The following is a 24807-nucleotide window of genomic DNA, read 5'->3' as shown; positions in this document are numbered from 1 at the left end:
GGAGGCCATGGTCCGCATCCTTCCCCAGACCAAAGCGGCGGCGGTCAATCCGCTGAAGTCATCGCAGCCGCTGGGTGCCGCCTTGGCCTTTCTTGGCGTCCACGGTGCGATGCCGTTGTTCCACGGCAGCCAGGGGTGCACCAGCTTTGCGCTCGTGCTGTTCGTTCGGCATTTCAAGGAAGCCATCCCCTTGCAGACAACGGCGATAGACGAGGTGGCGACGATCCTTGGCGGGGCGGACCATCTGGAAGAGGCGATCCTCAACCTCAAGGCCCGCACAAAGCCAACGCTGATCGGGGTCTGCACGACGGCGCTGGTGGAAACCCGGGGCGAAGACTGCGCAGGAGATATCGCCAATATCAGGCTGACGCGCACGGAAGAACTCGCGGGTACGGAGGTGTTGCTAGCCAACACACCGGATTTCGACGGCGCGATCGAAGAGGGCTGGGCCAAGGCTGTCACCGCGATGATCGAAAGGATTACGCGTCCCGGCGAGCAGGCGCGGCAGTCGAAGAAGATCGTGATCCTGCCTGGCTGGAATCTCACTGTGGCTGATATCGAGCATTTACGTGAGATGGTTGAAAGCTTTGGACTGAAGCCCGTGATTCTGCCGGACGTCTCCGGCTCGCTCGACGGTAGGGTGCCCGACCGCTGGATCACGACCACCTATGGCGGCACCAGTGTCGAGGATATCCGTGAGCTTGGCACGGCCGAGCAATGCATCGTCATCGGTGAGCATATGCGCCGCCCGGCCGAGCTGCTGCAGAGGTTGACCGGCGTGCCTTACGTGCTGTTCCGGTCGCTGACTGGATTGAAGGACGCCGACCGGTTCGTCTCGCTGCTGTCCGCGGTTTCGGGCGCGGCGGCGCCGGCTGAGGTGCGCCGTCGCCGGACGCAGTTGCAGGACGCGTTGCTCGACGGACATTTCCACTTTGGAGGCAAGAAAATTGCGATCGCTGCTGAACCAGACCAACTCTACCAACTCGCGAGCTTCTTCATCGGCATGGGCTCCGAAATCGCGGCGGCGGTCACCACGACCGATATGTCGAAAATTTTGGAGGAAGTACCGGCGCAGTCGGTTCAGATTGGCGATCTCGGCGATTTGGAAGCGCTTGGCGCCGGCGCTGATCTTCTCGTCACCCATTCCCACGGCCGCCAGGCGGCGCAGCGCCTCGGCATTCCGCTCATGCGCGTCGGCTTCCCGATCTTCGACCGCCTCGGCAGTCAGCACAAGCTCACAATCCTCTACCAGGGGACCCGCGACCTGATCTTCGAGGTTGCCAACATCTTTGAAGCCAACCGGCACACGCCGACGCCTGAGGCGCTTGATCCACTCCGTAAGCGAGAAATGCCAGATGAGCTCCGTTCGTCGCCTCTCGCTCGTCACTGACGAGGTTCACGCACCGACGCCGGAACGCCAAGCCGGCGCATTGCGCGTGGCTATCGCCACGCAGGACATGATGAACCTCAACGCTCATTTCGGTTCGGCCAGGCGCTTCGCCGTCTACGACGTGACGCGCGAGGAGTGGAATCTCGTCGAAGCCGTGGCCTTCGATGACGTTTCCGACGAGAGCGGGAAGCATCGAACTGATGGCGACGACCGCATCACCCCGAAGGTGGAGGCGCTGAAGGGCTGTCATCTCCTGTTTTGTCTGGCTATCGGGGGGCCTTCGGCAGCCAAGGTTGTTTCGGCAAAAATTCATCCGATCAAAGTGCCGCACCCCCAAAGCATCCAAGAGGTGCTGTTGCGCACGCAGATGATGCTCAGGACGTGTCCTCCCCCTTGGCTGCGCAAGGTGCTGGCGCAGGCAGGTGTCGCCGAACAGAGACCGTCCTTCGAGGTCGAGGACTAAAATGAGGAGTGGGCGAAATGTCTGACGCCGTGGTTAGCCCTGCTGTCGCCGAAGACGAGGCGGCCCTTGCCACCCCGTTCGTCAAATGCCTCGTGCGGCTGGTCCGGGCTCATGATTCCCACGGGTCTTGGGAAGGCAAATCGGACGCCGAGCTGCTAGGCGACTTCATCATCACCAGGGAACAGCGCCGTGCGATCCCGATCATCGGCGATCCCGATCCGGATGTGCTGTGGAGGCTGGAGATGTTTTACACCGCCGTCGGGCTTGCGATCGAGGAGCGCTCCGGCCTGATGGCATCGCCGATGATGGAGATGAGCCATGAGGGCTTCGGGCGCGTGCTTCTCACGGCCGGGCGGTTGGTCGTTCTGTCGAAGACCCTGCGCGACGTCCATCGGTTCGGCTTCGAGACGTTCTGCAAACTCGCCGCGGTCGGTACCAAATTGGCCGGCGATGCGACCGCAGCCATTGAGGCTCATCCCGAGGTGGCGCGGGCGTGATGGAACCGATTTTCGAGCAAGGGGATCATGTCAGGCCTTGAGGACATGCCATGGCCAGCCCACTCAACCGAGGCGGCCGATGCCGATTTGGTTCTTGGGGTAGCGCCGATGAAGCCACTGGTCCTGATCTGTTCGCAAGATGCTGAGTTGTATCTGTTCCTCAGCCACATTCTGGGAGTGGACGGCTTTACGAGTGAGCCGGCAGGCGGGGTGAAGGAAGCACTTGCATTTGCCGATGAGCGGGAGCTCCAGGCGGTAGTGCTGGACTGCGGGCCAGCAAGCGCGACAGGCTCTACAATCTGCGCCCGGCTCAAGGGGGAGCCCCGGACCGGCGGCCTGCCCGTTATTGCCCTGATCGCGCCCGGCGCCGAGAACCAGCACCTCGATCTCTGGAAGGCAGGCATTGACGAGAGCTTTGTGCGGCCCTTCGCGCCGGCCAAGCTGCTTGACTGTCTACGGATGAAGCTGGCGCTGCCAAAGCCGGGTTCAAACGGGATCGAAAACGGCAGCTGGCTCTGCTGCGGCAGCCTTGAGATGAAGCTCGATGCCCACCGAGTTCGCGGCAATGGCCACGACATCCATCTCGGACCGATCGAATTCAACCTGCTGCGGCATTTGCTTGAGAATCCCGGCAAGGTCTTCAGCCGAGACGAGCTGATCGCCGCGGCCTGGCCGGACAATATCCACATCGGTGCACGCACCGTCGACGTCCATATCAGCCGGATCAGAAAGGCGCTGAAGACGGCCTCGCCCGGCAGCGTCATTCGTACCGTCAGGTCGGCCGGCTACTCGCTCGAGAAGCCGGACGACTGAATAGCGAACGGATGTAGTGCCACTCTCCATCTTCGTCGTGCTGAGGGCAAGTCTTGCGGCTTCGAAACGCGCCTACAGGTACGACATACTTAGAAAGAAGCAGTCAGATGGCCTTCAAAAGCGTACTCAGTGTGACGGGAGCCGACCACCCCGATCAGGACGTCAGAACAGCTGCCGGCTTGTGTGCCGAGGTCGGCGCGTACCTTTCCGTACTGATTATGTCGCCTCCGCCGCTCGCTATGTCGCCTCCGCTGCTAGGCGATGGCATCCCCGCGTGGCCTACGCAACGCGCACAGGCCATTGCCAGACTGGAAAAACGGTATAGGCAAATCGAGAGATTTTCACAGGACATGGCCAGACTGGAAACAACATCCAGGGAAATTCACAAACTGCTGAGAGCCACGTGGCGGTGCTATGATGTCGATATTGCCAACTGCGATCAGGCCAGCGTCGGTGATGCGGTGCGAAAGCGGGCGCTCTGCAACGACCTGACAATCGTCGGCCCCGCACTTCTCAACGACATTAACCTCGGACCCCTTGTTATCAACGGCAGCTTGTTTGATACCGGAAAGCCGGTGCTTGTCGTGCCGGAGGGCGCTGAGGCGACTCTGTCGCCACGGCGCGTGCTGGTCGGCTGGGATTCGCGAGTCGAGGCGTCCCGTTCGGTTCGGGAAGCGCTGGATCTGCTAGCCGGTGCTGAGGAAGTTCGTGTCGCACTAGTCGATCCCGAGGCGACCTGCACCGGAAACGGCGCCGAGCCGGGAGCCGACATCGCTGCCTATCTCACTCGGCACGGTGCTCGGGTGTCGGTTGACCGGCTGGCGAGCGCCGGCAAACCGGTGGCTATGGTGCTCGCGCAGCACGCAATCGACACGTCTGCCGATGTGATAGTCATGGGAGCTTATGGCAGCCGCCGGCTGCGCGAGCGGCTCTTCGGTGGCGTGACGAGATGGATAGTTGGGAAGCCGCCATTGCCGCTGTTTTTGGCTCGCTGACGGGTTCCGAAGCAGCACCGACACTGTTCGAAACTCTACTCACTGGGTCACTATCCTGATGCCAAGTCGGAGAAAGATCGCGGCAAACGTGCAAGCTTCGCGAAGCTTCTCGGAGCCAATCTGCACGCGCCGCCCGAGAACATCCCGGACGTCTCCAGCGCGCTCTCCGGGTTCTGCTCGCCCGAGATGATCCGTAACGCGGAGACCAACGGCCGGCAGAGGTACAGGCGCTCCTCAATGCGGTCAAAACCGGGGCTCCGCAGGTCGGCGTCAGGTCGAGAAAGAGCGTCGTTTCAGCGCGGCAGGCCGAGTTCGGACCCGTAGCCGGCATCGTATTGGCGTATCACGATTCCCTCACCACTGGCCGGGAGCTGAACACCCACCGTGCAGCGGCCAAGGCACCGACCTTCGAGTCGGACGGTCGGGCTCTTGCCGGCCTCGGCGCGAACGATGGCATCAATCACGTTGTCATCGCCTGGGATGGTAGCCGGGTCAGCGGCGAGGGCGGCCGCATCTTCAGCGTTTTCAGCCTGCCCGACCCGACCCGCGTGGCGACCGAGCGGCCTTTGGGGGTGGTCAATCCCGACAACGCTCACATTCGAACAAGGTGGTCCCTGTAGCGCCTGAGCACAGGGGGACACAGAAGATAACGACACAAAGCGGGAAATCCCGGAGAGTTCACCAGCCGGCACTCATCATGGCCTTTTTCGCCACGATCATCATCGTCAATCTACGATAGCGGTATTGGCGAGCAGCAGTTGGACCGGGCTTCGTCGTGAAGAACTCCGACGTCGCCAGCCAGGAATTCAATCGCAAGGCGAAAGAGGGCAGGGCACCAGGCGGCGCTCGGATGGAGCGGCCCTTTACAATCGCAAATGGCGAGATCCGCTATCGCCTGAGCGATCGGAACGGCAAGAAGCTCAAGCCGGTGGCGTGAAGCGGACGATGATGGACGAGCCTGGCGGTAGCCAACGCAGTCATGATGTCCATCGGCCACGTCCCTCGGCCCGAATGCATGTTGAGTCGTCCGTGGCTAGGCTTTTCTGGCAACGCGAAACGCGTGATCCTTGTCCAAAACCTGACACCGGCAGAAAACATGTCGGGTTCAATACAGCTGGCTATCTTGGCAGATCGAGGGTTTTGAACGCGAAATCATGCGCTTACTGCGCACCGAGAGCGCCGGCACGCCCTTTGCTAATTGACCTTTGCTGATTGCGATTTGGCAACACTGAGGGAAGGCTGACTGCATGCAAATGCGCGAGACGAGAGCCGCTCTCCTTTCTGCTACCCTTGTGCCCCTCTCTAAGCGGGAAACAAGCTCGCGCATAAAGTCGCGCAACCTTTGGCAATAGCCTTGGAGAGCAACATGGTATTGCAGATGGAGTCACCGGCTCCTTCGACCAAAGTGCAGAATTGGCTGCGTGGCGAGCCCCTCACGAACTTCCAGCCCGGCAAAGTGTACATCGTCGAGTTTTGGGCAACTTGGTGCGGACCATGTGTGTCGGCGATGCCCCATCTGACGCAGCTGCAGGAGAAATACAAGGACAGCGGACTTGAGGTCGTCGGCATCGCGGCTGATGAAGACGCTCCAACGGCCGTCGAGGCCCGAACCAAGTTGGACACGTGGTTGACCGAAAAGTGCTCGAATCTGAATTATCGGATCGCGTTCGACTACACAGGCGAAATGAAGAAGCTTTGGAGGGAACCCAGCTTTTCTGTCGGGATTCCGACCTCGTTCGTGGTCGACCGAGACGGCCACATCGCCTTTATCGATCATCCGATGCGACTCGATGAGGTTTTGCCGAAAGTGCTTAACGGCAGCTGGCGCACCAGCGATCAAGCGAAATCCGCCGATACGGAGCGGATCGCCAGAAATGAACCCATAGCGCGCGAACAAGCGTTGAAGAAGCCGATCAATGACAAATTTTGGGCGGCGGTGAAGACAGAGGATTGGAAGACCGCGCGCTCGGCGATCGAAGACGGCATCGCCTTGTTGCCGGACAACCCCAATTTCCGCCTGGCTCATGCGCATCTGTTGCTTCACAAAATTCAAGACATGTGGACCGGCTTGCCCGTGATGCGTCAATTGGTTCGCGACGCGATCGACAAAAACTCCGAGGACTGGAGGGTTTCGGCGCTAGACCAACTTTTCCACCCGGCTAATGACCATTCGCGCCTTCCCGCTGCCGAGCGCTTCGCGATGGGCAAGGAACTGTCCGAACACATTCTGGCACTGAATCCCCCGCAAGGCGACAGCCCTAAGTACCGGTCTTATCCGGCTGTCGCCCGGTACCATCACGATAACGGCAACAACGATCGCGCGATCGAGTTGGTCGAATTGACATTGAAGTCGCTGGACGGTCCGGAGCCTATCCCGGACGAACTGAAAGAGCACCTTCTACCGGATTTGCTGCAGGCCCTGGCCAACTACAGAGGCGGGAAGGTTTGTTACGGCGCTCTCTGTGCGGCTCCGCAAAACAAGCTTCCCGGAGGTCGAGGTTCGTATCTTGCGATGACCTGCGGCCGCATCGCGGCGGAAGTGATGTTCGACGCGAATTCTGGCCGTGGTGGAAGACCTTGCAGTCGAGCGTCCAAGGTCGGCCACAGGAACGTCAATTGGGTGGAATCGGCCGCCCCGAGCCGGGCGTCGGCTGCGCAAGTCTGCCCGAAGTAGGCGTCTCCGAAAAAGGAAATCGTCCATCGAGGAAGCGGACTGAAATGAGGAGAATATGAAATGCCTGAAGCCCCGGTCAGCCCTGCTGTCAACGTGGACGAGGCGGCCCTTGCCACCCCGTTCGTCAAATGCCTCGTGCGGCTGATCCGTGCTCAGGAGTCCTACGGCTCGCCGGAAGGCAAATCGGACGCCACGCTGCTGGGCGACTTCATTGTCACCAGAAAACAGCGCCGTGCGATCCCCGTCATCGGAGATCCCGATCCGGACGTGCTGTGGAGGCTCGACATGTTTTACACCGCCGTGGGGCTTGCGATCGAGGAGCGCTCCGGCCCGGTGACATCGCCAATGATGGAGATGAAACCCGTGAGGGCTTCGCACGATTGCTTTTCACGGCCGGGCGGTTGGTCGCTCTGTCGAGACATCCACCGGTTCGGCTTCGAGACGTTCAGGAAGCTCGCGGAGGCCGGTACGGAACTGGTCGACGATGCGACTGCAGCCATTGAAGCCTATCCCGACGTGACACGGGCGTGAAGAAACAGATTTCGAGGAAGGATTTATGTCAAAGCTAGATGAGATGGGGAAGAAAGTCCGAAAGCTTCAGCTGCGCGCGGCAATTGCCAAGATGAAATTGCGCGACCTTGCAGAGAATCTGCCGGGAAAATGGACGGAGTTAGAGGATGTTGCCGAGGAAACGTCGGCCGTTTTTGCCGAGTTGGATGGTGCCAAGAGAGCGCTCGCTGCAATGAAGAAGTTACGATGACGAGCACATTCACCACCCGCGACGGCTCCGGATGGGTGCCGGAATATCTCACCGCTATAGACGGCACGACCTGCATCGGCTGCGGCCGCTGTTTCAAGGTCTGCTCGCGCGAGGTCATGCATCTTTACGGCGTCGATGACGCGGGTGAAATCCTCGGCGCCTGCGACGACGAGGATGACGATTTCGATGGCGAGCTCAATCGCATGATCATGGTCGTCGATCATGCCGGCCGCTGCATTGGCTGCGGAGCCTGCGCCCGCGTCTGCCCGAAGAACTGCCAGACCCATATTGCGGCCGACCAGGTCGCAGCATGATCTGAGGAGACAAAACCAGGAGAACGGCGTTGCCCTTAAAAATCTTTTGTCGCGTCCTGGGGCTGGTGCTGTGCAGCAACGCTCTGATTGTCTACTTCGCTTCTCATTCCATCCGCACAGTAGTCGTCACGACGCTGGCTTGCTCGTTGCTCCTTCAGTTGGCCTATTTCGCAAGCGTGCTCTTTCTGATCTGGCGGTCTGGCTGCGTTAGCCGAGCTGGCCAAAGGGCTGAGCATTTCGACAGTTGCAAGGAAGTTGGATCCGAGCCACAAAACCTTGATGAGGTGACGAATGAATCCGCAGATTTACTCCAGCGCGACCAAATGTTGGCCATATCGCTGCTGCTGCCTTGAGGTGCCATGACAAGGTCAGAGCTCAAGCTGGCGCAAATTTTGGACCAACCATAAACATCGAGCAGATATTAGAAGGAATACTGTGCTTGAGAAGTCGATAGTGACCGCAATCCGGTCGATGACAAATCAAAGACGCCTCTAGAAAGAATCGTGAATGGCTAATTCAGCTCCATCGCGTGTTGCCGGAGAGAAAATGCTGGAAAAGTTCGAACGCTATCCGCTCACATTCGGACCCACGCCCATGGAGAAGCTCGACCGCCTCGCCAAGCATCTGGGGGGCAAGGTGGAAATCTACGCCAAACGCGAGGACTGCAACTCCGGTCTCGCGTTTGGCGGGAACAAGCTGCGCAAGCTCGAATACATCATCCCCGACGCGATCGCGTCAAATGCCGATACGCTTGTCACCGTCGGCGGCGTGCAGTCCAACCACACCCGGATGGTCGCCGCGGTCGCCGCCAAGATCGGCATGAAATGTCTCCTGGTTCAGGAGAGCTGGGTAGCGCATCAGGATGCCGTGGTCGGCAACATTCTCTTGAGCCGCATCATGGGAGCGGAGGTGCGCCTGGTCGACGAGGGCTTTGACATCGGCATCCGCCGCAGTTGGGAACAAGCGCTCGATGAGGTCAAGTCAAGGGGCGGCAGGCCCTACGCAATACCGGCCGGGGCGTCTGTTCACCAGAATGGCGGCCTCGGCTATGTAGGGTTCGCGGAGGAGGTGCGCGCCCAGGAGAAACAGCTTGGGTTTGCCTTCGACTACATCGTCGTTTGCACGGTCACGGGCTCGACGCATGCCGGTATGCTCGTTGGATTTGCCAAGGACGGTCGACAGCGGAACGTAATCGGTATCGATGCCTCCACCACCCCCGCCAAAACCAAGGCGCAGGTGCTAAGCATTGCCCAACATACAGCGATGCTCGTCCATCTCGGGACGGAACTCGTCGAGGATGATGTGGTGTTGCTCGAGGAGTACGCCTACCCGCGTTATGGCATTCCGTCCGGGGAAACCAAGGATGCCATCCGTCTGTGCGCACGGCTCGAGGGTATGATTACGGATCCCGTCTACGAGGGCAAATCGATGCAAGGGATGATCGACCTTGTCCAGAAAGGCTTCTTTCCAGAGGGATCAAGGGTCCTCTACGCGCATCTCGGCGGCGCACCGGCGATCAACGGTTACGGCTACACCTTTCGCAACGGCTGACGCTTGACAGATTACGATTTCGCCGTCCTGCTATGTTAGGGAACCGCGTGAAAGGGGGCCGAATACCGATACTCTCGGACTGACGAGACCGAATACCTTCATTCGAAAGGAGGCGCTGACGAACAGCCGGTCCAGCATTGGCACGCATGGCGGCCCAAACGTCGGAGAGGCTAAGGGGGCGCCCGCTGTGAACTTCGGATCAGCAGGAGAGCATAGCCCCCGGTGCGCCGGTGAGCGACGTTGCACGTCGGCACGACATTTCATTCGAATATGCTTCATTTATACGTCGGCGGGCACGGGCCCCAGAACGCATGGTCCGACAGACCGCATGGTCCACACGCGAAAGAAATTCAATCGGAAGCTGAAGGTCCAAGGGCGCTTCAAAGGTGGCTGGATCGATGGCTTCAACGCAATCCGCCGAAAGCTATACCGTGACCCGGGGCTCGAACTTGACACGATCAAGGCTGATCATACTCCGAAATTTTCGCACGTTGGGGTTGGTATAGAGCTTTGTCTTGACGAAGACGTCAAAGGCCTCGACGTCCTCTACCGCTACAACCAGGACGAAATCGGCGTCACCCGTCACCATGTAGCACTGAGTTACCTCCTTCGCCGCGCGCATCGCGCGCTTGAAGTCGTCGACAAGGTCCAGACGTTCACGGTCAAGTTCAACTGTCACAACAACGGTAAGTGATTTGCCAAGAGCCTTCGGATCCACCAGTGAGATATCCGCAACAATCACGCCCTCCGCACGCAACTTGTTCACTCGACGCATGCATGAGGCGGCTGAAGAACCGACGAGTTCCGCGAGATCGGCAAAGGAGTGCCGATTGTTCCTCTGTAGCGCCGTTAGGATCCTTTTGTCTAGGTCGTCCACCGTCTGATGCCCGGCCATACTTGGAGATTTAATATTTACTTAGCTATCTTCACAATTCCATAGATCTCTGCAACGTTTATCACAATTCAGCTGCAAAAATGAAACAAACAAGGCATTCATAACCCGGCAGTTTGATCAAATGTGCACCCCCCTTCCAGATTCAGCCTAGAGGGGTCCGAAGTGCGCCTCATAAGCTGACGACATTTCAAACCGCCCGCTTTGTTTGATCCGCATTTCAGCAGCCGACACGTTTTGGCGCGAACCCCAGAGTTCGATGACGATTGTATCTCCGCCTTCTCTTTGTGCCTCCAGTTAAAAAGCTGCTGTGCAAGCCAGACACTTTTCATTGCCGTATGGCGCGCGCTGGACTGCCATTCATCGGTCTGCTCAAGCACGATGGCTCCGACGAGGCGGATGATGGCATCATCGTTCGGAAAGATTCCGACAAAGTCGGTGTGCCGCTTGATCTCACCGGTGAGCGGCTCCATTTGATTGGTGCTGTTAAGCTCGCAGGGTGCTGGGCCTTCGGCACGGTCAGGTAGACCAGCACGTCGAGTTCGGCATGGTCTAGGATAGCGGCGAGCTTCCGCATCGTGGGCCGAATCTGATCGGCAACGGCGCGCCACTCCAGGTTCGCAGCCTCTGCCGGCTTCGACAAGGCTCTGGCGATGGAGGGGGGGCGACACGCCGCACTCCGCCGTTCTCGGCATGCGCCAGCACATTCTTAGTGAATTGGAGGCGGGGCCATTGGAGAAGTCCGCTTGGGCGAACCGCTTTGAGATGAGACGCGATCCGCCTTCCCATAATGATTTGGCGTGACCCTCAGACTGCTCGTCTTGCCACCGACAGCTCAATCCGGAGCGGCGGAAATACCAGCCGAAGGAATTGGACCAAATATGCGGCTGCCAGCCGCTTGAGGTCCACGGCCGGAGCGTGAGGTAGGCCTAGATCTTCATATATGGAGGAGGCCGCGCCGGGAGCACTGACTACCTTGCCCAATCCTCGGAGAGCCTCGCCGTTAACCTGGATTCGTAGCCCTGTCTGTCGCTCGCATGGTCCGGCAATTTGAACATGCGAAGAAGCCTCGATTGGAAGGGCTCACGCGTTTGGAAGGGCTCACGCGTTCGACGAACGCGCGGATCTCGCGGAGGTTTTCCCCCCCTGCGCGCCGGTTGCCGAGGTGGCGCGCAGACACAGGGTCGCGCCCTGGCAGGTCTGTGACTGGCCCGAGGTCTGATCGGCAGGCACGGCTCGCGTTGCTTTAAGGTGTGGCCTCGGCCACCGGCTTTGCGTCGAGAGCCGGCGCGGAACAAGCGGCGGAGGCTTGCATCGAGACAGTCGCGGGCGACGCCGTGATCTGGGCGCGCATGACGTCGATGCCCGGCATCTGTCGCGGGTGATCAGCGATGTACGTGGGGTCCAACGATCGCGCCGGACGGCCAGATACCAGCGTACGCAAAGCAGGATCACTGAATGCTCAAAACCGTGTCCCTTGAACGTTCGCCTACCGAAATTCGCTGAGACGTTCCATTCGGTGCCAGGGGTGCAGCAGATACTACAAGTAATTTCACAGAATCTTTGCAACCTAAAATCGTGGCAAATGGTACGTTCACACAAACTCTGGGTTTAGGCAGCCGGCACCCAGTTACTTATAAGTGCTCAACTGAAACACGACCCGTGCTCTGATGGTCCAGGTCTCATATCCTCGCAGCAAATCACATATCACCGTACCGAAGGAAAGTGACATGCCGACCCAACATTCCATCAGTTCCATTGACCCTGTAGGAGGCAGGGCGAGTAGCACAATTAGAGAACTTGTAGAAGCGGCTGCCGATGAAGTTTGGAGGCCCCACCTATATCACCAGTCGTTCGGTGACACAGATGCGGCAGAAATTATCGCGGATGATGGGCAGCAGCCAAGGGTTCATTTTGACGACGGCGAGGCTCTCTGTTGCGGCACGTTCGGCGAATTACTGCAAGGCCAGTTACCGGTCGGCTCCGCTCCCCGGGACCCTCACTTCTTGATCACGATGCCCATCGCGCTCTTTGCGCGAGCTCACTTCATGCCGATTGCAGGCACACGATCTGTAACCGTTTTTCCGTCTCATAAAGTCAAAGCAAAACGACTGGCTGAGAATCTCGTGATTGCGCTCGGCGCCTCTGGAGGAATCCTCCTTTTGCAATCTGAGCTCCCCGAAGGCAAAGGGCTCGCAAGTTCGTCTGCCGACCTTGTTGCGACTGCACGGTCAATCGCCGGCTGCTTCAACCGTAGAGTCCGGACATCATTGATCGAGAAGCTAATGGCGGAGATCGAGCCCTCCGACGGGGTGATGTATCCAGGAGTGGTCGCATATCAGCAGCGAGCATGTAGCCTTCTCTCCTTCCTTGGGCAAATGCCGCCGCTTGCAATCGTTGGTATCGATGAAGGAGGGACCGTCGAAACCGTCGACTATGATCAACGGCGAGGTGAAGTCTCCGCCAGTCGCCGAGCAGAATATCAAGGATTACTCGACCGCGCACGGATAGCAATTCCGCAGGGTGACACGGCCACGATAGGCAGAATAGCTACGGCCAGCGCGCTCCTGCATCAGGAACGGGCTCCAAAGGAGCATCTGAACTCGATGCTGAAAGTATCTAAGGCCACTGACGCTCTCGGGGTCATAGTGGCGCACAGCGGCACAATGATTGGAATCCTGCTTGATCGAAGGGCGGCTGACTTTCCACGGAAGCTTAGGTCCGTGCTCGCGCATGTATCGCCGTTCGACAACTCGCCAAAAATATATCTGAACATGGCTGGCTGCCGGTGAGGTAAGCAATATGGACGCTGTTCGCAAACGTCTGCCATTTTTCAGCTATTCTGATGCCTATGCTCTCCCCAGCATTATTAGGTGTGAGACAAACCTCTATCTGGCGCAGTTCGCGTTCATGAAACTTCTGCCTGCGAAGTACATCATTGACCAAGCGCTGGCCCGAGGGGCCTTGACGCAGGGCATGAAAGTTCTCGAGACCTCGAGCGGAACCTTCGCGCTGGGTTTGGCCGTAGTTTGCCGTGAACGTGGATTCCAGCTCGAAATCTTCACAGACCCAGTGATGGACAAAGGCCTGGAAAACAGGCTGAGCTCCTTGGGAGCCGAAGTCTTCATAATAACTGAAAAGGCGAAGCAGGGTGGCTATCAAAGAAGCCGCCTCGACGCATTACACGCCAGAATGAGACAGTTGGGCCACTCCTGTTTCTGGCCCCGGCAATACGAAACGCCAGACAACCCCGCAGCCTATAAGCTCTTCGCCGATCAAATATCGGGGATGTTGGGCGCCAACGCAACGTTGGTCGGTTCTGTGGGGTCGGGCGGCTCTACTTGCGGAACGATAGAGCGCCTCCGCCAAAAAGGCCCTGGCGCGCGCCTGGTCGGCGTGGACACCTTCAATAGCGTCATTTTTGGCCAACTGGACGGCGAGCGGAAACTTCGGGGGCTGGGGAACAGTCTTGTCCCCAAAAACGTGAAGCACGAACTGTATGACGAGGTGCATTTCATCTCGGCTCCGCTTGCATTTGCTGCAACGCGTACTCTTCACGAGCGGCACGCCGTTTTCGCCGGACCGACTTCCGGAGCGAGCTACATCGTGGGGCGCTGGCGCGCTCGGCAGTATCCAGAAGAGACCGTAGTCGTCATATGTCCTGACGAAGGCCACCGTTACGTCGAAGCTGTTTACGACCATAACTGGCTCGAGCAGAACGAATGTCTAAATGAAGGTGTACTCCTGGACGCGCCAGCAAGCCAAAATCATCCCTCGACGGCTCTCCCACCATGGAACCGATATCATTGGAATCGGAGAAGCCGGGAGGCTGTCCTGCACGCACTGGAGAATGCTTCACGATGAACCGAGGTAGCTTCCTTTTCGTGGAAAGCAACACGACGGGCACTGGCGAACTATTGATGAAGCGCGCCCGAGTCCTGGGCTTTGAGCCCTATCTCGTCACGCGCAATCCTGGGCGCTATCCGTTTCACAGGGACTCCGTCGCTCAAGTGATCGAAGCTGAAACGCGTAGTCCGGACGAACTCATTGGGGTCGCCGTCAAATTAAGAAGGCTGGCAGGAATATACTCGTCGTCGGATTATTTTGTGGAAGCAGCGTCACGTGCTGCGACTACGATCGGGCTACCAGCAGCGAATCCGGAGGCTATAGCTACCTGCCGGAACAAATGGAAGCAAGCGGCCGAGTTGCAGCGACAATCAATCAATATCCCTGAAACTCGGCTGGCCACTTCGGTCAAAGACGTGGAGAACATTCTTGCCCAAGCTACTCTGCCAGTGGTCGTGAAGCCGGTCTCCGGAAGCGGTAGTAGTGGCGTGAGGTTATGCGATAGTGCTGCAGCCGCCATTAAGGCATTTGAGAGTGCAAATGACATACTATTGGAACAAGTGGATCTGCCCAGTCCCGACGTCCTCATCCAGCAATATGTACCGGGCAAAGAATACTCTGCTGAGATAATTGCGTACGATGGGGCGCTGCATTGCCTTGGAATTCTTGCCAAGCACAAAGGGCCGGCTCCTTGCTTCGTCGAGGTAGGGCACGACTTCCCGGCCCCGCTACCGGAGCCATCCCTCAAGGAACTGGCTTCTTTCGCTGCGCGAGCGGTATCGGCTCTGGGCCTGAAGTTCGGACCGGCTCATGTGGAGTTCGTGATAACGGAGTCGGGCCCCGTCATCATCGAGGTCAACCCCAGGCTGGCTGGAGGAATGATTCCAGTCATGCTCTCGCATGCCTTGGGCACGTCAATCCTTGACATGGTGATTGGACTTTACGCGGGAGAAGGGTTCACGCCTCCACGCGCGAGCGCAAGGGCGGGAGCCATCCGTTTCCAACTCGCTCATAAATCCGGCAAGCTCAAACGCCTGGGCTTCTCTCGAAAACCAGAGCCGACAGTGCCTGAAGCGGGTCTGCTGAAGTCTGAGGGAGACGAAGTTCAAATAAATGGCGACTTCAGAGACCGAGTAGCTTACGCCGTAGGCGTCGCTGACGATCTCAATGCAGCTGCCGCGGCAGCTGAAAGGATGATCGCCTCCCTTGTGATCGACATTGAGAGGGCTGTGGGTGAATCGGGCAGCAAGCAGCACGGCGGGTCAACCGATGCCAGGTGGACTCTGCATCCCGAAGCGATGAAGTTGCTCGCTCCGCCTATCGAACTCACGCGTGATGGTCGCCTTCTGCAATACCAAGCGGCCATAGACGAAGCACATCTGGTGATGCTGTCGGATCAGGACCTGGTCAGCCAAGCAGCCGCTGCCGATCTCCTCAAGCATATCTTGGACCTCCAGGACGAGGGCTTTCAGTCTTTGGAGGGCCGCCATGCCCCGCGTGGCCTCTATTTAGCTTATGAGGCCGAACTTGCCGCCAGAGTTGGCCCGGAAAATGCCGGCTGGCTACACCTAGCGAGGTCCCGCAATGACTTGAACGCGACCATATCTCTCTTGGTTCTTCGGGAGGCCGCGTGTTCCACCTCGCAGGAAATAGGGATTCTCCAAGATGCCCTGCTTCAGCGAGCGGAAGAGGCATCGAGACTTGTAGCTCCGTTGTACAGTCAGTACCAAATCGCGCTCCCCGGGTCGCCAGGGCACTACCTGCTCAGTGTTTTCTTCGCTCTGGGGCGCGAGCGCCAGCGCCTCCATCGCCTGTTGGAAGACATCAGGAATTGCCCTATGGGAGCCGGTGCGGGCGGAGGCACCAGTTTGCAGATAGACCCCTTGAAAACAGCAAGTCTTCTGGGATTCGAACTGCCGTTCTTCAACTCACTTGATGCGGTCGCGAGCCGCGATCATCACCTGCAAGGGCTTTCAGTTTTCGCTAGCGTTTCAATCTTGCTCAGTCGTGTGGCCCAGGACCTGCAGGTTTGGACCACGCGGGAGTTCGCCCTCTTAGACATTCCTCACAACCTTGCGGGCGGCTCTTCCATGCTCCCCCAAAAGAAGAACCCGTTTCTGCTTGAACACATCAAGGGATCGGCAAGCACCGTGATTGGCGCATATGTTTCTGCGGCAACGGCTACCAGCAAATCGCCTTTCAGCAACTCAATCGAAGCGAGCAACTACGGCTGCTCTCCTTTGGGCCTTGCGGAAGATGCCTTGAAGCGGGCCATAACCCTCACATCGCTCATTGTGCAATTCATGTCTTTCAACGTGAAGCCGATGCGTAAAAATCTGGAAGACGGCTCGTCTATGACGGCCGTCGCCGCCGAACGGATGGCGTTGCGAGGTGTTCCTTTCAGGAAGGCCCACACACTAATTGGTGAGATCGCCAGGCGCCTGTCCCAGGATAACAGCGTCGCGGAGCGCCGAAGCGGTCTGGCCAGCCAACTCGCTGATGATTTGCCGGCGAGTCCTGAAGAATGCAGGGATGCTCTGCAGTTCGGAGGAGGACCCGCAAAAAGATCAACCGACGACCAGGTCTCTGTAGCATCAACGCTATTTCGGGACATGCAGTTGAAATGCGCGGACATACGGGAACGTTGGGCGCAGGCTGAGATGTACCGCAAACAGAGGGTGACAGAACTCATTGATAGGCATCGAGCTCCTTGAAGGATTGAATATACGAATGACGTAGAAAGTCATCGTTCTCGGCGAGCATCTCGGCCAGATATTTGCATAGAGCGGGGAGTTGCGACCCTCGGACGGCGTCAACGATCTTGTTTCGCCTGTGAGCCTAATATGAAAGGCCCGGATCAGCCTTAGCTGCTGCGATCGTCACATGGTTCCAATCCACGGAAGCAAGTCCTCGATCTGGGTAATCCGAATGTTGGTGACGCGGGAGAGGAGATTGGAGCAAGCCAGGCCTGCGGATCGACGTCGTTGAGCTTGGCGATCGTGATCCGCGTCGCGATGAAGGCGGCCCGATTAGCGCAGCGATCGGGCCTACAAACAACAAGACTAAGCTGCTCCGCGCCGTTCGCACCCGTGGACACTTCCCCAGTGACGATGCGGTCAAAAGCTCCTATATCTGGTGCTGAATCAAGCGGCCGAGGAATGGAACGACCGCCGCGCGAATGGTTCGAGGCCAAGACCCAGTTCGCCGTCTTCTTCGGCGAGAGGTTCGTCAGCCAATGACGAAATCGGCCTCGCGCACAGAATTCCTGACCGTCGCATTGTTTTAATTATTGACGATTAGCTCACGCGGGGTTTTGGTAAGGGCTTCGTACCCACCTTCGGATACGACAAAAGACTGCGTAATCGTGATGCCCGTGTCTTTGAGCCACAGTCCTGCCATTAAGTGGAACGCCACTCCGCGCTCCAGCAACGTACGATCCCCGTGACGAATGCTCGCGGTGCGCTCACCCCACGTTGGTGTATAGGCAACTCCGATTGAGTAGCCTAGGCGATTCTCCTTCTCAATCCCATGACTCGTCATCGTTTTCCGCCACGCCAGCTCAATGTCTTCACATGCTACGCCCGGCCGCACTACATCAAGCGATGCGTCAATGCCCTCGATCAAATGAGACGCCAAGTCTCTATAGCTTTGCGGCGGTTTACCAAAATAGATCGTGCGGCTCATCGGCGCGTGGTAGCGCAGACGGCAGCCGGAAATTTCGATATTGGCAACGGAATTGGGATCAATAGGACGATCACCAAAGATCGGGTGAGCTTCACAAGCGCGGACACCGAAACCCATATGCGGTGGGCTCGTAGCCGGAAGCCCACCGAACGATTCCGTGCCTGACATCTGCGCATGATAGATAGCTGCGGCCACGTCGCATTCTCTGACACCGGGTGCCGCGGCCTCAACGGCACGCGCCATCATGCGCTCGGTAATTTCGCCGGCCTCTCGCATGTAAGCAATCTCTTGCTCGCTCTTGACGAAACGCACCCAGTTCACAAGAAGTTCCGCATCCTTGAAGTGAACATTGGGCATTGCCTTCACAAACTCGGCGTGGTCCCGAGCTGTATAATAATAAGCACCCATTTCGACGCCGATCACCTTCACGCGCGGCAACTCCCGAAGGATGATCTCGGCGATGAATTGAGAGGCATGCCGTTCTGCCGTATGAACATAGATATCAGGATAGGGGATGATGCGCTCCTCAGGCAGATAGGTTGTGACGAGCGCTGACGGAGCATCAACCATTCTCCCAATCCAAAACGGCAACTTGATTTCCTGGAATATTACTAGCGCCTGGACAGTATAAAAAGACCAAGCATCGTACCCACTCAAATAGTATATGTTCGCTGGCTCTGTAACAACAAGAGCGTCGAGACCTTCTTCCAGCATTCGGTCTTTTATGCGGCGCAGACGCGATTCATATTCAGCTTCAGAAAAATTCAGTATCCGCATCTGCTCGCCTGTCGTATTTCCAAAGTGTAACGTCTCTGCTAAAGGCTCTCATTGTCGGGTGAGCAAGACGGTTCCGTGCGGAGCTGTTTCTCGACTGCACTGCGCAACTGTCTCTTACAGGAGAGTAGATCGCCGTCACCGTCAATTTTTTCTTGTCGCGCGACCGCGGCATTCGAAGCACTCAAAAGCATCTTCTGCACGTCTTCTCGGGTCAACCAAACGAGCCAGTCGTCGTCGTATATTCCCTGGGCGGGCAAGCGCAGGACTGCCCCATGTGGCTCTTTGCGCAGATAGCCGTGGCGATCTGCTATGCCTTTCTCGATGTTCCAGCCAGCAACCAGCGCGTAAATAAAATCCGGCGACCATTTAGCCCAGGCCAGCCCAAATGCGATCCGACCCAGGAAGGACACGAGCCCGCGCCCCCGAAAATCCTCCCGCAGCCAGAGGTCTCCGCGATATGCCACCAGCCCGGCAATGCCTCGGGCGGACGGTGCGTAGCAGCGACACGAAGAGCCAGGCCCTGCTTTGAGATCAGGGTTCGCGAAGCAGGCTCTGAGCGTCCTGAGGTGCTCTTCAAGGCTGGTATTGGAGAGATCGTACAGCCGCATTGCTTGGACATGCGCTACCCTGTCGTCCCGGTCGCGCCCGATGATCCAAAAAGCCTTTCCAGGTAGAAGATCAGAGCAGTCCGGACGGAAGTGTGGATAGGTCGGCGATTTTCCGGGAAGTTTGCTTGTGATCCCGATATACTTCTCAAAATCGTCTCCCATCGTGATGTGGAGACCGGACTTGCGCGCCAGTACGTGCGCTGTACAGATGAACTTCGAAACGTCCGACCTCGTCACCATATCCTGCATGCCGCTGCATCCTGACGGTTAAAGCAGCCCGGTTTCTAAAGCAGTCGAACTCGGACCGATACTACCGAATTTGGTAGTTAACGTAACGTCTTACAGCCACGATCCATCATCTAAGCCAACCAGGTCCGTCTCGTCCTGCAAACCGCCGCTATCGGCTCATGCGCACGCTGCGCGATGCCGTCCCTCCGACATATCATCGGCGCAAGGCCGAATTCGCAACTTACAGGCTCCGCCTCCTCAAGCTCAGCGCGTCTCAACGAAAGCCCTTGCGCATCCTCTTGGTCTTCGCGGCCACCTGTCCCGAGGCTGCATTCGTCCTATCTCGCCGGCATCCTGCAGTCAGCCGCCCCTTGATCGCCAGCGCAAGCGCGCGGTGGTAAAACCTCTTCAGCCAACCTCAAGCGCTTTCAACAAGTCCAGCCAAAACCGCGGTGACCAACAGCCGACAATAGCCCGACCATCGGCACCACTCGAACCACGCTGCTCATTAATAGGACGGGCTAGCAATGCCGAAGATGTCACGCCCATAAGATCATCTACGTGGCGGGACACGACCAACCACTGCTCGTTGAAAACGATGGCAATCGAAGAGATCCAGTGGCCTTAGCCCGGCAGTAACACAAATTTAAAATATCTTCACGACCCCAAATCGCTGACGATGGTACCTTCACCGCGAGGTCTGAGGTCAGGCACAGCTGGAAAAGTCGTACGCTCGGGATCTCCGCACAGCACGCAACGGAGGGTAAATGGCAATGGCAAGAAGAGCGCTCATTCTGGTTGAAGGCCATAGGCGTATGGGTCTGCGATACGTTCAAGCGGCCCGGCATCTTGAGCTTTTTCCAATTACCCTCTCGGCTGATCCAGCTCAGTACGACTATCTTGCGGCGGAAAGCTGTGAGGCAATCCGTATCGATACAGACAATCTTGATGCGCTGATCCGCGAATGTTCCCGGCTACGTGCCACCTATGACATTGCCGGCATTACTGGCTTTTCGCGCGCCGACGAGTCAGCCTATGCGACGGCTGGCAAGCTCTGCCGGTACTTCCATCTACCCGGACCGAACCCTGCAACGATTGAACGATGCAGCGACAAGTTCGCTCAACGTCAGCTTCTCGCGGAGGCCGGAGTTCCAATACCTGCTTATCGCGTAGCGGACAATGCGACAGTCGTAGAAAGCTCTGCCGCGGAGATCGGCCTGCCGGTGGTTCTTAAACCGGCCGCAGGCAGCGGCGGCAGCGGTGTCCGATTGTGCCGCAATGTCGATGAGTTAGCCGAACAAACGTCCTATCTATTGGGCGGGAAGCACGTATGGCGGTCTTCGCCGAGGATACTGGTCGAAGAGTTCGCCCAAGGCCCCCTCTATGTCGCTCAGATAATGGGAGATGAGGTCATTGCGATTGGCGCTGCTGTATACGGCCCGCCGCCGCACTTTGTCTGTCGTCAGTTGATCTATCCGGCCCTGCTGACTGATGCCGAGCATAAACGTATCGCCGATCTTTCGCTGAGCTGTTTGCGAGCTCTCGGCCTTGGCTGGGGCCCAACGAACATTGAATTCCGGTGGACGAAGCTTGGCCCAGTCGTAATTGAAGTCAATCCGCGCCTTGCTGGCACGCCCGATCCTGAACTGGCTCAGTTGGCTTGCGGTGTTGATCTCGTCACCGAGCACATAAAGCTGGTCATCGGCGAGGAATGGGACTTGCGCAGAAGGCATTCGCAGGCTGCGGCCGCTCGGATCCTAGTCCCTGATCGCGATGGCATTCTCGACTGGATAGATGGCGACAGTCAGGCGGCTGCTATATCAGGCGTCGCTGAGATCAAATTGTATATCCAACCCAAAACATCGATTGTCAGGGAGGGCAATTATTTAGACAAGATCGGACATGTCATTGCTGCGTCAGCCACTGCTGACGGTACTGAGGCGATACTTCAGCGTGCCGTCGACTCAATTAGTTGGTCGATCACACCATTTCCGATCCTTGGCAACGAGGGACAATCTGTACCCCGATAATTTTTCGGGCAGCAGAACGCCATAAGAACCCTAGAGCGTGATAGAGAGATTTCAGCCGGCGGTGAGGATTGCGTTTACGGCGTCGCCCGGCTGGCCGGCGACGTAGTTGCCGCCCACCCAGCGCTCGGTCCTGATGGGTCGATCACGGTTCGATTGGCCCAGCGCCGCCGCATCTGGCGCCTGACGGTGCAGGCTATAGATCTTGTGGCTGCGCTGGCGTAACCGCATCTTGGGCGACTTTCATGCCGGCTTGACGCAATGTTCCAGAAGATGAGAACAAAGGACGCCTATAACTCGATAATTCCGAATTTTATTGCCTTTATAGCTGCGAGCGCTCTGCTAGATGTATCCAATTTTTGCTTTGCTTTTTTCAAATGAAAATTGACAGTATTCACTGATATTCCTAATATCTTTCCTATCTCCCATGACGATTTCCCTCTCGCCGTCCACAGAATACACTCTTTTTCTCTGGAGGAAAGGTGGGGAGGTTCCTCGCTGCCACTCAAACTCGCGAAGTTCGCGACCCTCACATGGAAATGAAACGCGGCAAGTTGCAAGTAGGTCATTGTTCTAGTTTGGAATTCGCGGTCCCAGGATTGAGCAAAGCTCATGATGGCAAAGCTGCCATCAGGGCCATGCAATGGAATGCTAATGCCTGACCTTATGCCGAACGTCGCAGCCTCGTCGAACACGCGCCGTTCGTCCTCAGTCGTGCTTGTGTCATTGTAGACTTCGCTCCATCGAAAGGCGCCTGCCCGCTTTCGACTCGTCTTGATGATTGGGTCTATCTTATCATAGCCCATTTCGATATAGCGCTCCTGCCATGCATCAGGATAATTCAGCATGACTGCCGGATAGCGTCGGACCGGCTCAAAAAATTTCTGGTCGGATGCAAGAAGGCCATAGGCGGTCCACGGGCAATCAAAATTCAAGGCAAAAGCAGATAACAGCTCGAACAACTGCTCAGATTGCGCAGCACCATCAGTCTGATCGAGAAATCGGCCGAACTCGACCGTAAACGCCTCTCTGGCTGCCTTCGGGAGGTGCACCTAGGGGACCAAGGCAAACTGGTCGGACACTCTGGTTGCCAGCCCTCGAAGTTGAGTGACCGCAGTTATCGGCAGGCGTTCCATAGTCTCAGCTCCGCAGCTATTTGCGCTGGATGTTGTCAATGGTGCACAGGTGCACAAAGCTGTCGGTTGCTAGGCTCTGGGCGCCGTCATTCGCCGGCATCACCGAGGCCGGCAGCCCGAAACTTTATCACCATCAACGCACACGTATTGTTAAGTTGAGTTAAGTGTAAGTGTATATTGCGTTTCGGGAGATGTAACTTTGACATTAATGTTTAAATGCTGAAATGTCTCGACAGTGACTTCTAGTAGATCATATCGACATCTGCCCGCGTGATGGGCGATCGGCGGGGCGCTCGGCGGCAGAAGATGATCCAACGTCGAAGTCGCAAGCAGCAACAAACCGACGGTGGTGCGGACGATGCCAGCAATCTCCAAGGCCATGTCTCCCGCCCCAGCCGGGTGGTAGGCCGAGCTTGGCCTCGATCTCGCCGTTGGGCGCGTTTCGCACCGGGCACGTGATGGCCGAGGCCGATGATCCGTGACGTGCGGATCCAGCGGCTGCCTCTCCTACTGTGGCCGCCTCGTCGATCACGGTTATAAAGCCGTAAAGCCCGGCTGCCGTCACGCAATAGGGCAATAGCAGGTGGCAGAGCACTCCGCTCCGCCAGCCCGCATCATGTTCGTGCTTTGCACGTCCAACTCTATGATGGCTGTTCATTGTTTTTCATCGGATAGGTCGCGGGGGCGCCATGCGGCAGGTTCGAAGGCTCGCCGAATCGCAGCGACATAGACGATGAAGTTGGCCACGGGCCTTCTTAACTTCCTAATTGATTGCCGCGGCCAGTTCCGTTTTCGGGTGACGCCTTCACGCACTGAATTAAAGAACGTTGCACCGCCAAGTCGGTCTAGTCCTAGCGTCGCGCAGCGGCCGCTACTGACCCGACGAACGGTCGCGTCGACGATCTTCAAATCACGAAGTAGCGCCTGGAGGGCAGCCACATCGCCGGCGAGAATCCAGCAGCCGAGTTCGACCAATTGTCGAGAAACAAAGCAAAAAGGAGGCATGGGGGTGCGAAGTTTACGCCAAAAGGGCGTCAGCTGCTGAAGCCGGCGGCACAAAATAGTGGGAGTTGAAATATTCGCAGCTTTTGAGAGTCCCAGCGAAGCGCTCCGGCACTAGCGGGAGCTCTGGCAGTCGCAATGCCTCGCATACACCAAAGATCGTATTGCACCTGGTCTTGGTGGCTCCGCCTGCAGGATCGATCGAATGGCGTTTGCCGCCGCGTCGATATCGTTGTCACTGACGAGAGAATGGACAACGGCGCGAACGACGCCTTCGCAGAGAGTGCCGATGCGCACTCCCCGCTCCGACAGCTTAGCCAGAAATCTCAGGGTTGACAGGCCGTCCCGTTCGAGCCGGAAGAACACCATGTCAGTGTCTATGACCCGAGGCTCCAGGCGAATGCCGGGAACGTTCCGAATCTTCTCCGCCAGCAGCTGCGCGCGTCGGTGTTCGATCAGCCGGTCCACCATAGTTTGAAGCGCCACGATACCCGCGCTGGCCATGAAGCCAGCTTGGCGGAAGTCGCCTCCTAGAAGCTTCCGATAACGTCGCACCCGCTCGACGAAGTGCCGTGGCCCGCAACGTCGAAGATCCAGACGTTCACGGTCAAGCTCTACGGTCACGACAACGGTAAGTGATTTGCCAAGAGCCTTTGGATCCACGAGCGAGATATCCGCAACAATTACGCCATCCAGACGCAACTTGTTCACTCGACGCATGCATGAGGCAGCCGAAGAACCGACAATTTCTGCCAGTTCTGTAAATGAGAGCCGATTGTTGTGCGCCGCTACCTCCAACTACGAGCCATCCGGCGCGCTGCGTACCTTCAAGGTGGTCTTCACCGAACGCCCTTCCGGCCACATCAATGCTCGGAGGTAAACTAAATTTAGCCCAGATTTGCTGCCGTTCTGTCACAACACAGCTCGGCCCGCAGTCTTGACGAGCAATTGAGGCACACGATTTTCAACAGTGGCTCGCAGCCCGGCGCGTCGTCGACCGTCGTCCCGCGAAGGAGCGACGTCTTAAGAAACCCCCGCCTATGCCGATCTTTATTATCGCATACTTTTTAGCAAAAATTGGCCATCTCCGGACCTGTCCCGATAGTCGGAGTGGTGCCGCGGATCCTCCTTATTTCAAACCACACCTCCG

The 24807-nt window shown here is 57.7% G+C and carries 24 protein-coding genes and 3 pseudogenes; 19 read left to right on the top strand and 8 right to left on the bottom strand.

Annotated features, from left to right (window positions below; translation table 11 throughout):
- The first annotated feature begins 7 nt into the window (after positions 1-7).
- The 13 genes from nifN (at position 8) to NKH50_RS11455 (ending at position 9457) form a co-directional block, all read left to right on the top strand.
- The gene (gene nifN, locus NKH50_RS11515; RefSeq protein WP_352878772.1) at positions 8-1390 is read left to right on the top strand and encodes a nitrogenase iron-molybdenum cofactor biosynthesis protein NifN; all 1383 of its coding nucleotides are present in this window, start codon (positions 8-10) and stop codon (positions 1388-1390) included.
- On the top strand, positions 1356-1853 hold the full coding sequence (gene nifX, locus NKH50_RS11510) for a nitrogen fixation protein NifX (protein WP_352878769.1): 498 nt from the start codon (positions 1356-1358) through the stop codon (positions 1851-1853). Before nifN ends, nifX begins: the two co-directional genes overlap by 35 nt.
- A gap of 17 nt (positions 1854-1870) precedes the next feature.
- Complete coding sequence (locus tag NKH50_RS11505; RefSeq protein ID WP_352878766.1) at positions 1871-2350, top strand: NifX-associated nitrogen fixation protein; 480 nt, start codon at positions 1871-1873, stop codon at positions 2348-2350.
- A 108-nt stretch (positions 2351-2458) separates the two neighbouring features.
- A complete protein-coding gene (locus NKH50_RS11500; RefSeq protein WP_502906851.1) occupies positions 2459-3163 on the top strand; it encodes a response regulator transcription factor in 705 nt (234 codons plus the stop codon).
- A gap of 107 nt (positions 3164-3270) precedes the next feature.
- Entirely contained in the window at positions 3271-4158 is an 888-nt protein-coding gene (locus tag NKH50_RS11495) for a universal stress protein (protein ID WP_352878761.1), read from the top strand.
- A gap of 335 nt (positions 4159-4493) precedes the next feature.
- Positions 4494-4778 (top strand): hypothetical protein, encoded by a 285-nt coding sequence (locus NKH50_RS11490; RefSeq protein WP_352878758.1) that lies wholly within the window; start codon positions 4494-4496, stop codon positions 4776-4778.
- Between the two features lie 155 nt (positions 4779-4933).
- The gene (locus tag NKH50_RS11485; RefSeq protein WP_352878755.1) at positions 4934-5095 is read left to right on the top strand and encodes a hypothetical protein; all 162 of its coding nucleotides are present in this window, start codon (positions 4934-4936) and stop codon (positions 5093-5095) included.
- 429 nt (positions 5096-5524) lie between these two features.
- Positions 5525-6832: a TlpA disulfide reductase family protein gene (locus NKH50_RS11480; protein ID WP_352878752.1), complete on the top strand. Its 1308-nt coding sequence runs from the start codon at positions 5525-5527 to the stop codon at positions 6830-6832.
- Between the two features lie 60 nt (positions 6833-6892).
- Positions 6893-7363, top strand: coding sequence for a DUF269 domain-containing protein (locus NKH50_RS11475; protein WP_352878749.1), 471 nt, complete (start codon positions 6893-6895; stop codon positions 7361-7363).
- 25 nt (positions 7364-7388) lie between these two features.
- The gene (locus tag NKH50_RS11470) at positions 7389-7592 is read left to right on the top strand and encodes a CCE_0567 family metalloprotein (protein WP_352516014.1); all 204 of its coding nucleotides are present in this window, start codon (positions 7389-7391) and stop codon (positions 7590-7592) included.
- Positions 7589-7906, top strand: a complete 318-nt coding sequence (fdxB, locus tag NKH50_RS11465; RefSeq protein WP_352878747.1) for a ferredoxin III, nif-specific — start codon at positions 7589-7591, stop codon at positions 7904-7906. Before NKH50_RS11470 ends, fdxB begins: the two co-directional genes overlap by 4 nt.
- Before the next feature lie 29 nt (positions 7907-7935).
- The gene (locus NKH50_RS11460) at positions 7936-8259 is read left to right on the top strand and encodes an exopolysaccharide production repressor protein (RefSeq protein ID WP_352878744.1); all 324 of its coding nucleotides are present in this window, start codon (positions 7936-7938) and stop codon (positions 8257-8259) included.
- 193 nt (positions 8260-8452) lie between these two features.
- On the top strand, positions 8453-9457 hold the full coding sequence (locus tag NKH50_RS11455; protein WP_352878742.1) for a 1-aminocyclopropane-1-carboxylate deaminase: 1005 nt from the start codon (positions 8453-8455) through the stop codon (positions 9455-9457).
- 424 nt (positions 9458-9881) lie between these two features.
- Here the strand turns inward: NKH50_RS11455 and NKH50_RS11450 are convergent, their stop codons facing one another.
- The gene (locus NKH50_RS11450; protein WP_352878739.1) at positions 9882-10352 is read right to left on the bottom strand and encodes an Lrp/AsnC family transcriptional regulator; all 471 of its coding nucleotides are present in this window, start codon (positions 10350-10352) and stop codon (positions 9882-9884) included.
- A gap of 98 nt (positions 10353-10450) precedes the next feature.
- Positions 10451-11044 (bottom strand): transposase, encoded by a 594-nt coding sequence (locus NKH50_RS11445; protein ID WP_352878736.1) that lies wholly within the window; start codon positions 11042-11044, stop codon positions 10451-10453.
- Between the two features lie 1035 nt (positions 11045-12079).
- Here NKH50_RS11445 and NKH50_RS11440 point away from each other — a divergent pair.
- Genes NKH50_RS11440 through NKH50_RS11430 form a run of 3 tightly spaced genes read left to right on the top strand, consistent with a single transcriptional unit; the run spans position 12080 to position 16909 of the window.
- Positions 12080-13141 (top strand): GHMP family kinase ATP-binding protein, encoded by a 1062-nt coding sequence (locus NKH50_RS11440; RefSeq protein ID WP_352878733.1) that lies wholly within the window; start codon positions 12080-12082, stop codon positions 13139-13141.
- A gap of 10 nt (positions 13142-13151) precedes the next feature.
- The gene (locus tag NKH50_RS11435; RefSeq protein WP_352878730.1) at positions 13152-14213 is read left to right on the top strand and encodes a cysteine synthase family protein; all 1062 of its coding nucleotides are present in this window, start codon (positions 13152-13154) and stop codon (positions 14211-14213) included.
- Positions 14210-16909, top strand: coding sequence for a lyase family protein (locus tag NKH50_RS11430; RefSeq protein WP_352878728.1), 2700 nt, complete (start codon positions 14210-14212; stop codon positions 16907-16909). The genes NKH50_RS11435 and NKH50_RS11430 overlap by 4 nt, the downstream gene beginning before the upstream one ends.
- A gap of 165 nt (positions 16910-17074) precedes the next feature.
- On the opposite strand, the pseudogene NKH50_RS11425 reads toward NKH50_RS11430, so the two are convergent.
- Positions 17075-17238, bottom strand: a pseudogene (locus NKH50_RS11425) (transposase domain-containing protein); the annotation flags it as partial.
- Between the two features lie 18 nt (positions 17239-17256).
- On the opposite strand from NKH50_RS11425, the pseudogene NKH50_RS11420 reads away from it, so the two are divergent.
- Positions 17257-17434, top strand: a pseudogene (locus NKH50_RS11420) (transposase); the annotation flags it as partial.
- Positions 17435-17477: 43 nt separating this feature from the next.
- Here NKH50_RS11420 and NKH50_RS11415 read toward each other — a convergent pair.
- Both NKH50_RS11415 and NKH50_RS11410 read right to left on the bottom strand, forming a co-directional pair.
- Positions 17478-18656 (bottom strand): M24 family metallopeptidase, encoded by a 1179-nt coding sequence (locus NKH50_RS11415; protein ID WP_352878725.1) that lies wholly within the window; start codon positions 18654-18656, stop codon positions 17478-17480.
- 38 nt (positions 18657-18694) lie between these two features.
- On the bottom strand, positions 18695-19513 hold the full coding sequence (locus NKH50_RS11410; protein ID WP_352878722.1) for a hypothetical protein: 819 nt from the start codon (positions 19511-19513) through the stop codon (positions 18695-18697).
- Between the two features lie 114 nt (positions 19514-19627).
- Here NKH50_RS11410 and NKH50_RS11405 point away from each other — a divergent pair.
- A pseudogene (locus NKH50_RS11405) lies at positions 19628-19867 on the top strand (transposase); the annotation flags it as partial.
- 398 nt (positions 19868-20265) lie between these two features.
- Complete coding sequence (locus NKH50_RS11400) at positions 20266-21522, top strand: ATP-grasp domain-containing protein (RefSeq protein WP_352879110.1); 1257 nt, start codon at positions 20266-20268, stop codon at positions 21520-21522.
- A 51-nt stretch (positions 21523-21573) separates the two neighbouring features.
- On the opposite strand, the gene NKH50_RS11395 is transcribed toward NKH50_RS11400, so the two are convergent.
- The 3 genes from NKH50_RS11395 to NKH50_RS11380 form a co-directional block, all read right to left on the bottom strand.
- On the bottom strand, positions 21574-21750 hold the full coding sequence (locus tag NKH50_RS11395) for a hypothetical protein (RefSeq protein ID WP_352878720.1): 177 nt from the start codon (positions 21748-21750) through the stop codon (positions 21574-21576).
- A 59-nt stretch (positions 21751-21809) separates the two neighbouring features.
- Positions 21810-22571: a LuxR family transcriptional regulator gene (locus NKH50_RS11390; protein WP_352878717.1), complete on the bottom strand. Its 762-nt coding sequence runs from the start codon at positions 22569-22571 to the stop codon at positions 21810-21812.
- A gap of 1200 nt (positions 22572-23771) precedes the next feature.
- Positions 23772-24455 carry a beta-eliminating lyase-related protein gene (locus NKH50_RS11380; protein WP_352878713.1) on the bottom strand — a complete coding sequence of 228 codons (684 nt, stop codon included), beginning with the start codon at positions 24453-24455 and terminating at the stop codon, positions 23772-23774.
- Positions 24456-24807 lie beyond the last annotated feature (352 nt).

The organism is Mesorhizobium sp. M1027 (assembly GCF_040318745.1).
Taxonomy (GTDB): domain Bacteria; phylum Pseudomonadota; class Alphaproteobacteria; order Rhizobiales; family Rhizobiaceae; genus Mesorhizobium.
This window is presented reverse-complemented; position numbering and strand designations above follow the sequence as displayed.

What these genes read in the sequence shown, in the direction of transcription:
- nifN (WP_352878772.1), top strand. Translation starts at nt 8, where the DNA reads ATGGTCCGCATCCTTCCCCAGACCAAAGCGGCGGCGGTCAATCCGCTG.
- nifX (WP_352878769.1), top strand. Translation starts at nt 1,356, where the DNA reads ATGAGCTCCGTTCGTCGCCTCTCGCTCGTCACTGACGAGGTTCACGCA.
- NKH50_RS11505 (WP_352878766.1), top strand. Translation starts at nt 1,871, where the DNA reads ATGTCTGACGCCGTGGTTAGCCCTGCTGTCGCCGAAGACGAGGCGGCC.
- NKH50_RS11500 (WP_502906851.1), top strand. Translation starts at nt 2,459, where the DNA reads ATGAAGCCACTGGTCCTGATCTGTTCGCAAGATGCTGAGTTGTATCTG.
- NKH50_RS11495 (WP_352878761.1), top strand. Translation starts at nt 3,271, where the DNA reads ATGGCCTTCAAAAGCGTACTCAGTGTGACGGGAGCCGACCACCCCGAT.
- NKH50_RS11480 (WP_352878752.1), top strand. Translation starts at nt 5,525, where the DNA reads ATGGTATTGCAGATGGAGTCACCGGCTCCTTCGACCAAAGTGCAGAAT.
- NKH50_RS11475 (WP_352878749.1), top strand. Translation starts at nt 6,893, where the DNA reads ATGCCTGAAGCCCCGGTCAGCCCTGCTGTCAACGTGGACGAGGCGGCC.
- NKH50_RS11470 (WP_352516014.1), top strand. Translation starts at nt 7,389, where the DNA reads ATGTCAAAGCTAGATGAGATGGGGAAGAAAGTCCGAAAGCTTCAGCTG.
- fdxB (WP_352878747.1), top strand. Translation starts at nt 7,589, where the DNA reads ATGACGAGCACATTCACCACCCGCGACGGCTCCGGATGGGTGCCGGAA.
- NKH50_RS11455 (WP_352878742.1), top strand. Translation starts at nt 8,453, where the DNA reads ATGCTGGAAAAGTTCGAACGCTATCCGCTCACATTCGGACCCACGCCC.
- NKH50_RS11450 (WP_352878739.1), bottom strand. Translation starts at nt 10,352, where the DNA reads ATGGCCGGGCATCAGACGGTGGACGACCTAGACAAAAGGATCCTAACG.
- NKH50_RS11445 (WP_352878736.1), bottom strand. Translation starts at nt 11,044, where the DNA reads ATGCCGAGAACGGCGGAGTGCGGCGTGTCGCCCCCCCTCCATCGCCAG.
- NKH50_RS11440 (WP_352878733.1), top strand. Translation starts at nt 12,080, where the DNA reads ATGCCGACCCAACATTCCATCAGTTCCATTGACCCTGTAGGAGGCAGG.
- NKH50_RS11435 (WP_352878730.1), top strand. Translation starts at nt 13,152, where the DNA reads ATGGACGCTGTTCGCAAACGTCTGCCATTTTTCAGCTATTCTGATGCC.
- NKH50_RS11430 (WP_352878728.1), top strand. Translation starts at nt 14,210, where the DNA reads ATGAACCGAGGTAGCTTCCTTTTCGTGGAAAGCAACACGACGGGCACT.
- NKH50_RS11415 (WP_352878725.1), bottom strand. Translation starts at nt 18,656, where the DNA reads ATGCGGATACTGAATTTTTCTGAAGCTGAATATGAATCGCGTCTGCGC.
- NKH50_RS11410 (WP_352878722.1), bottom strand. Translation starts at nt 19,513, where the DNA reads ATGCAGGATATGGTGACGAGGTCGGACGTTTCGAAGTTCATCTGTACA.
- NKH50_RS11400 (WP_352879110.1), top strand. Translation starts at nt 20,266, where the DNA reads ATGGCAAGAAGAGCGCTCATTCTGGTTGAAGGCCATAGGCGTATGGGT.
- NKH50_RS11395 (WP_352878720.1), bottom strand. Translation starts at nt 21,750, where the DNA reads ATGCGGTTACGCCAGCGCAGCCACAAGATCTATAGCCTGCACCGTCAG.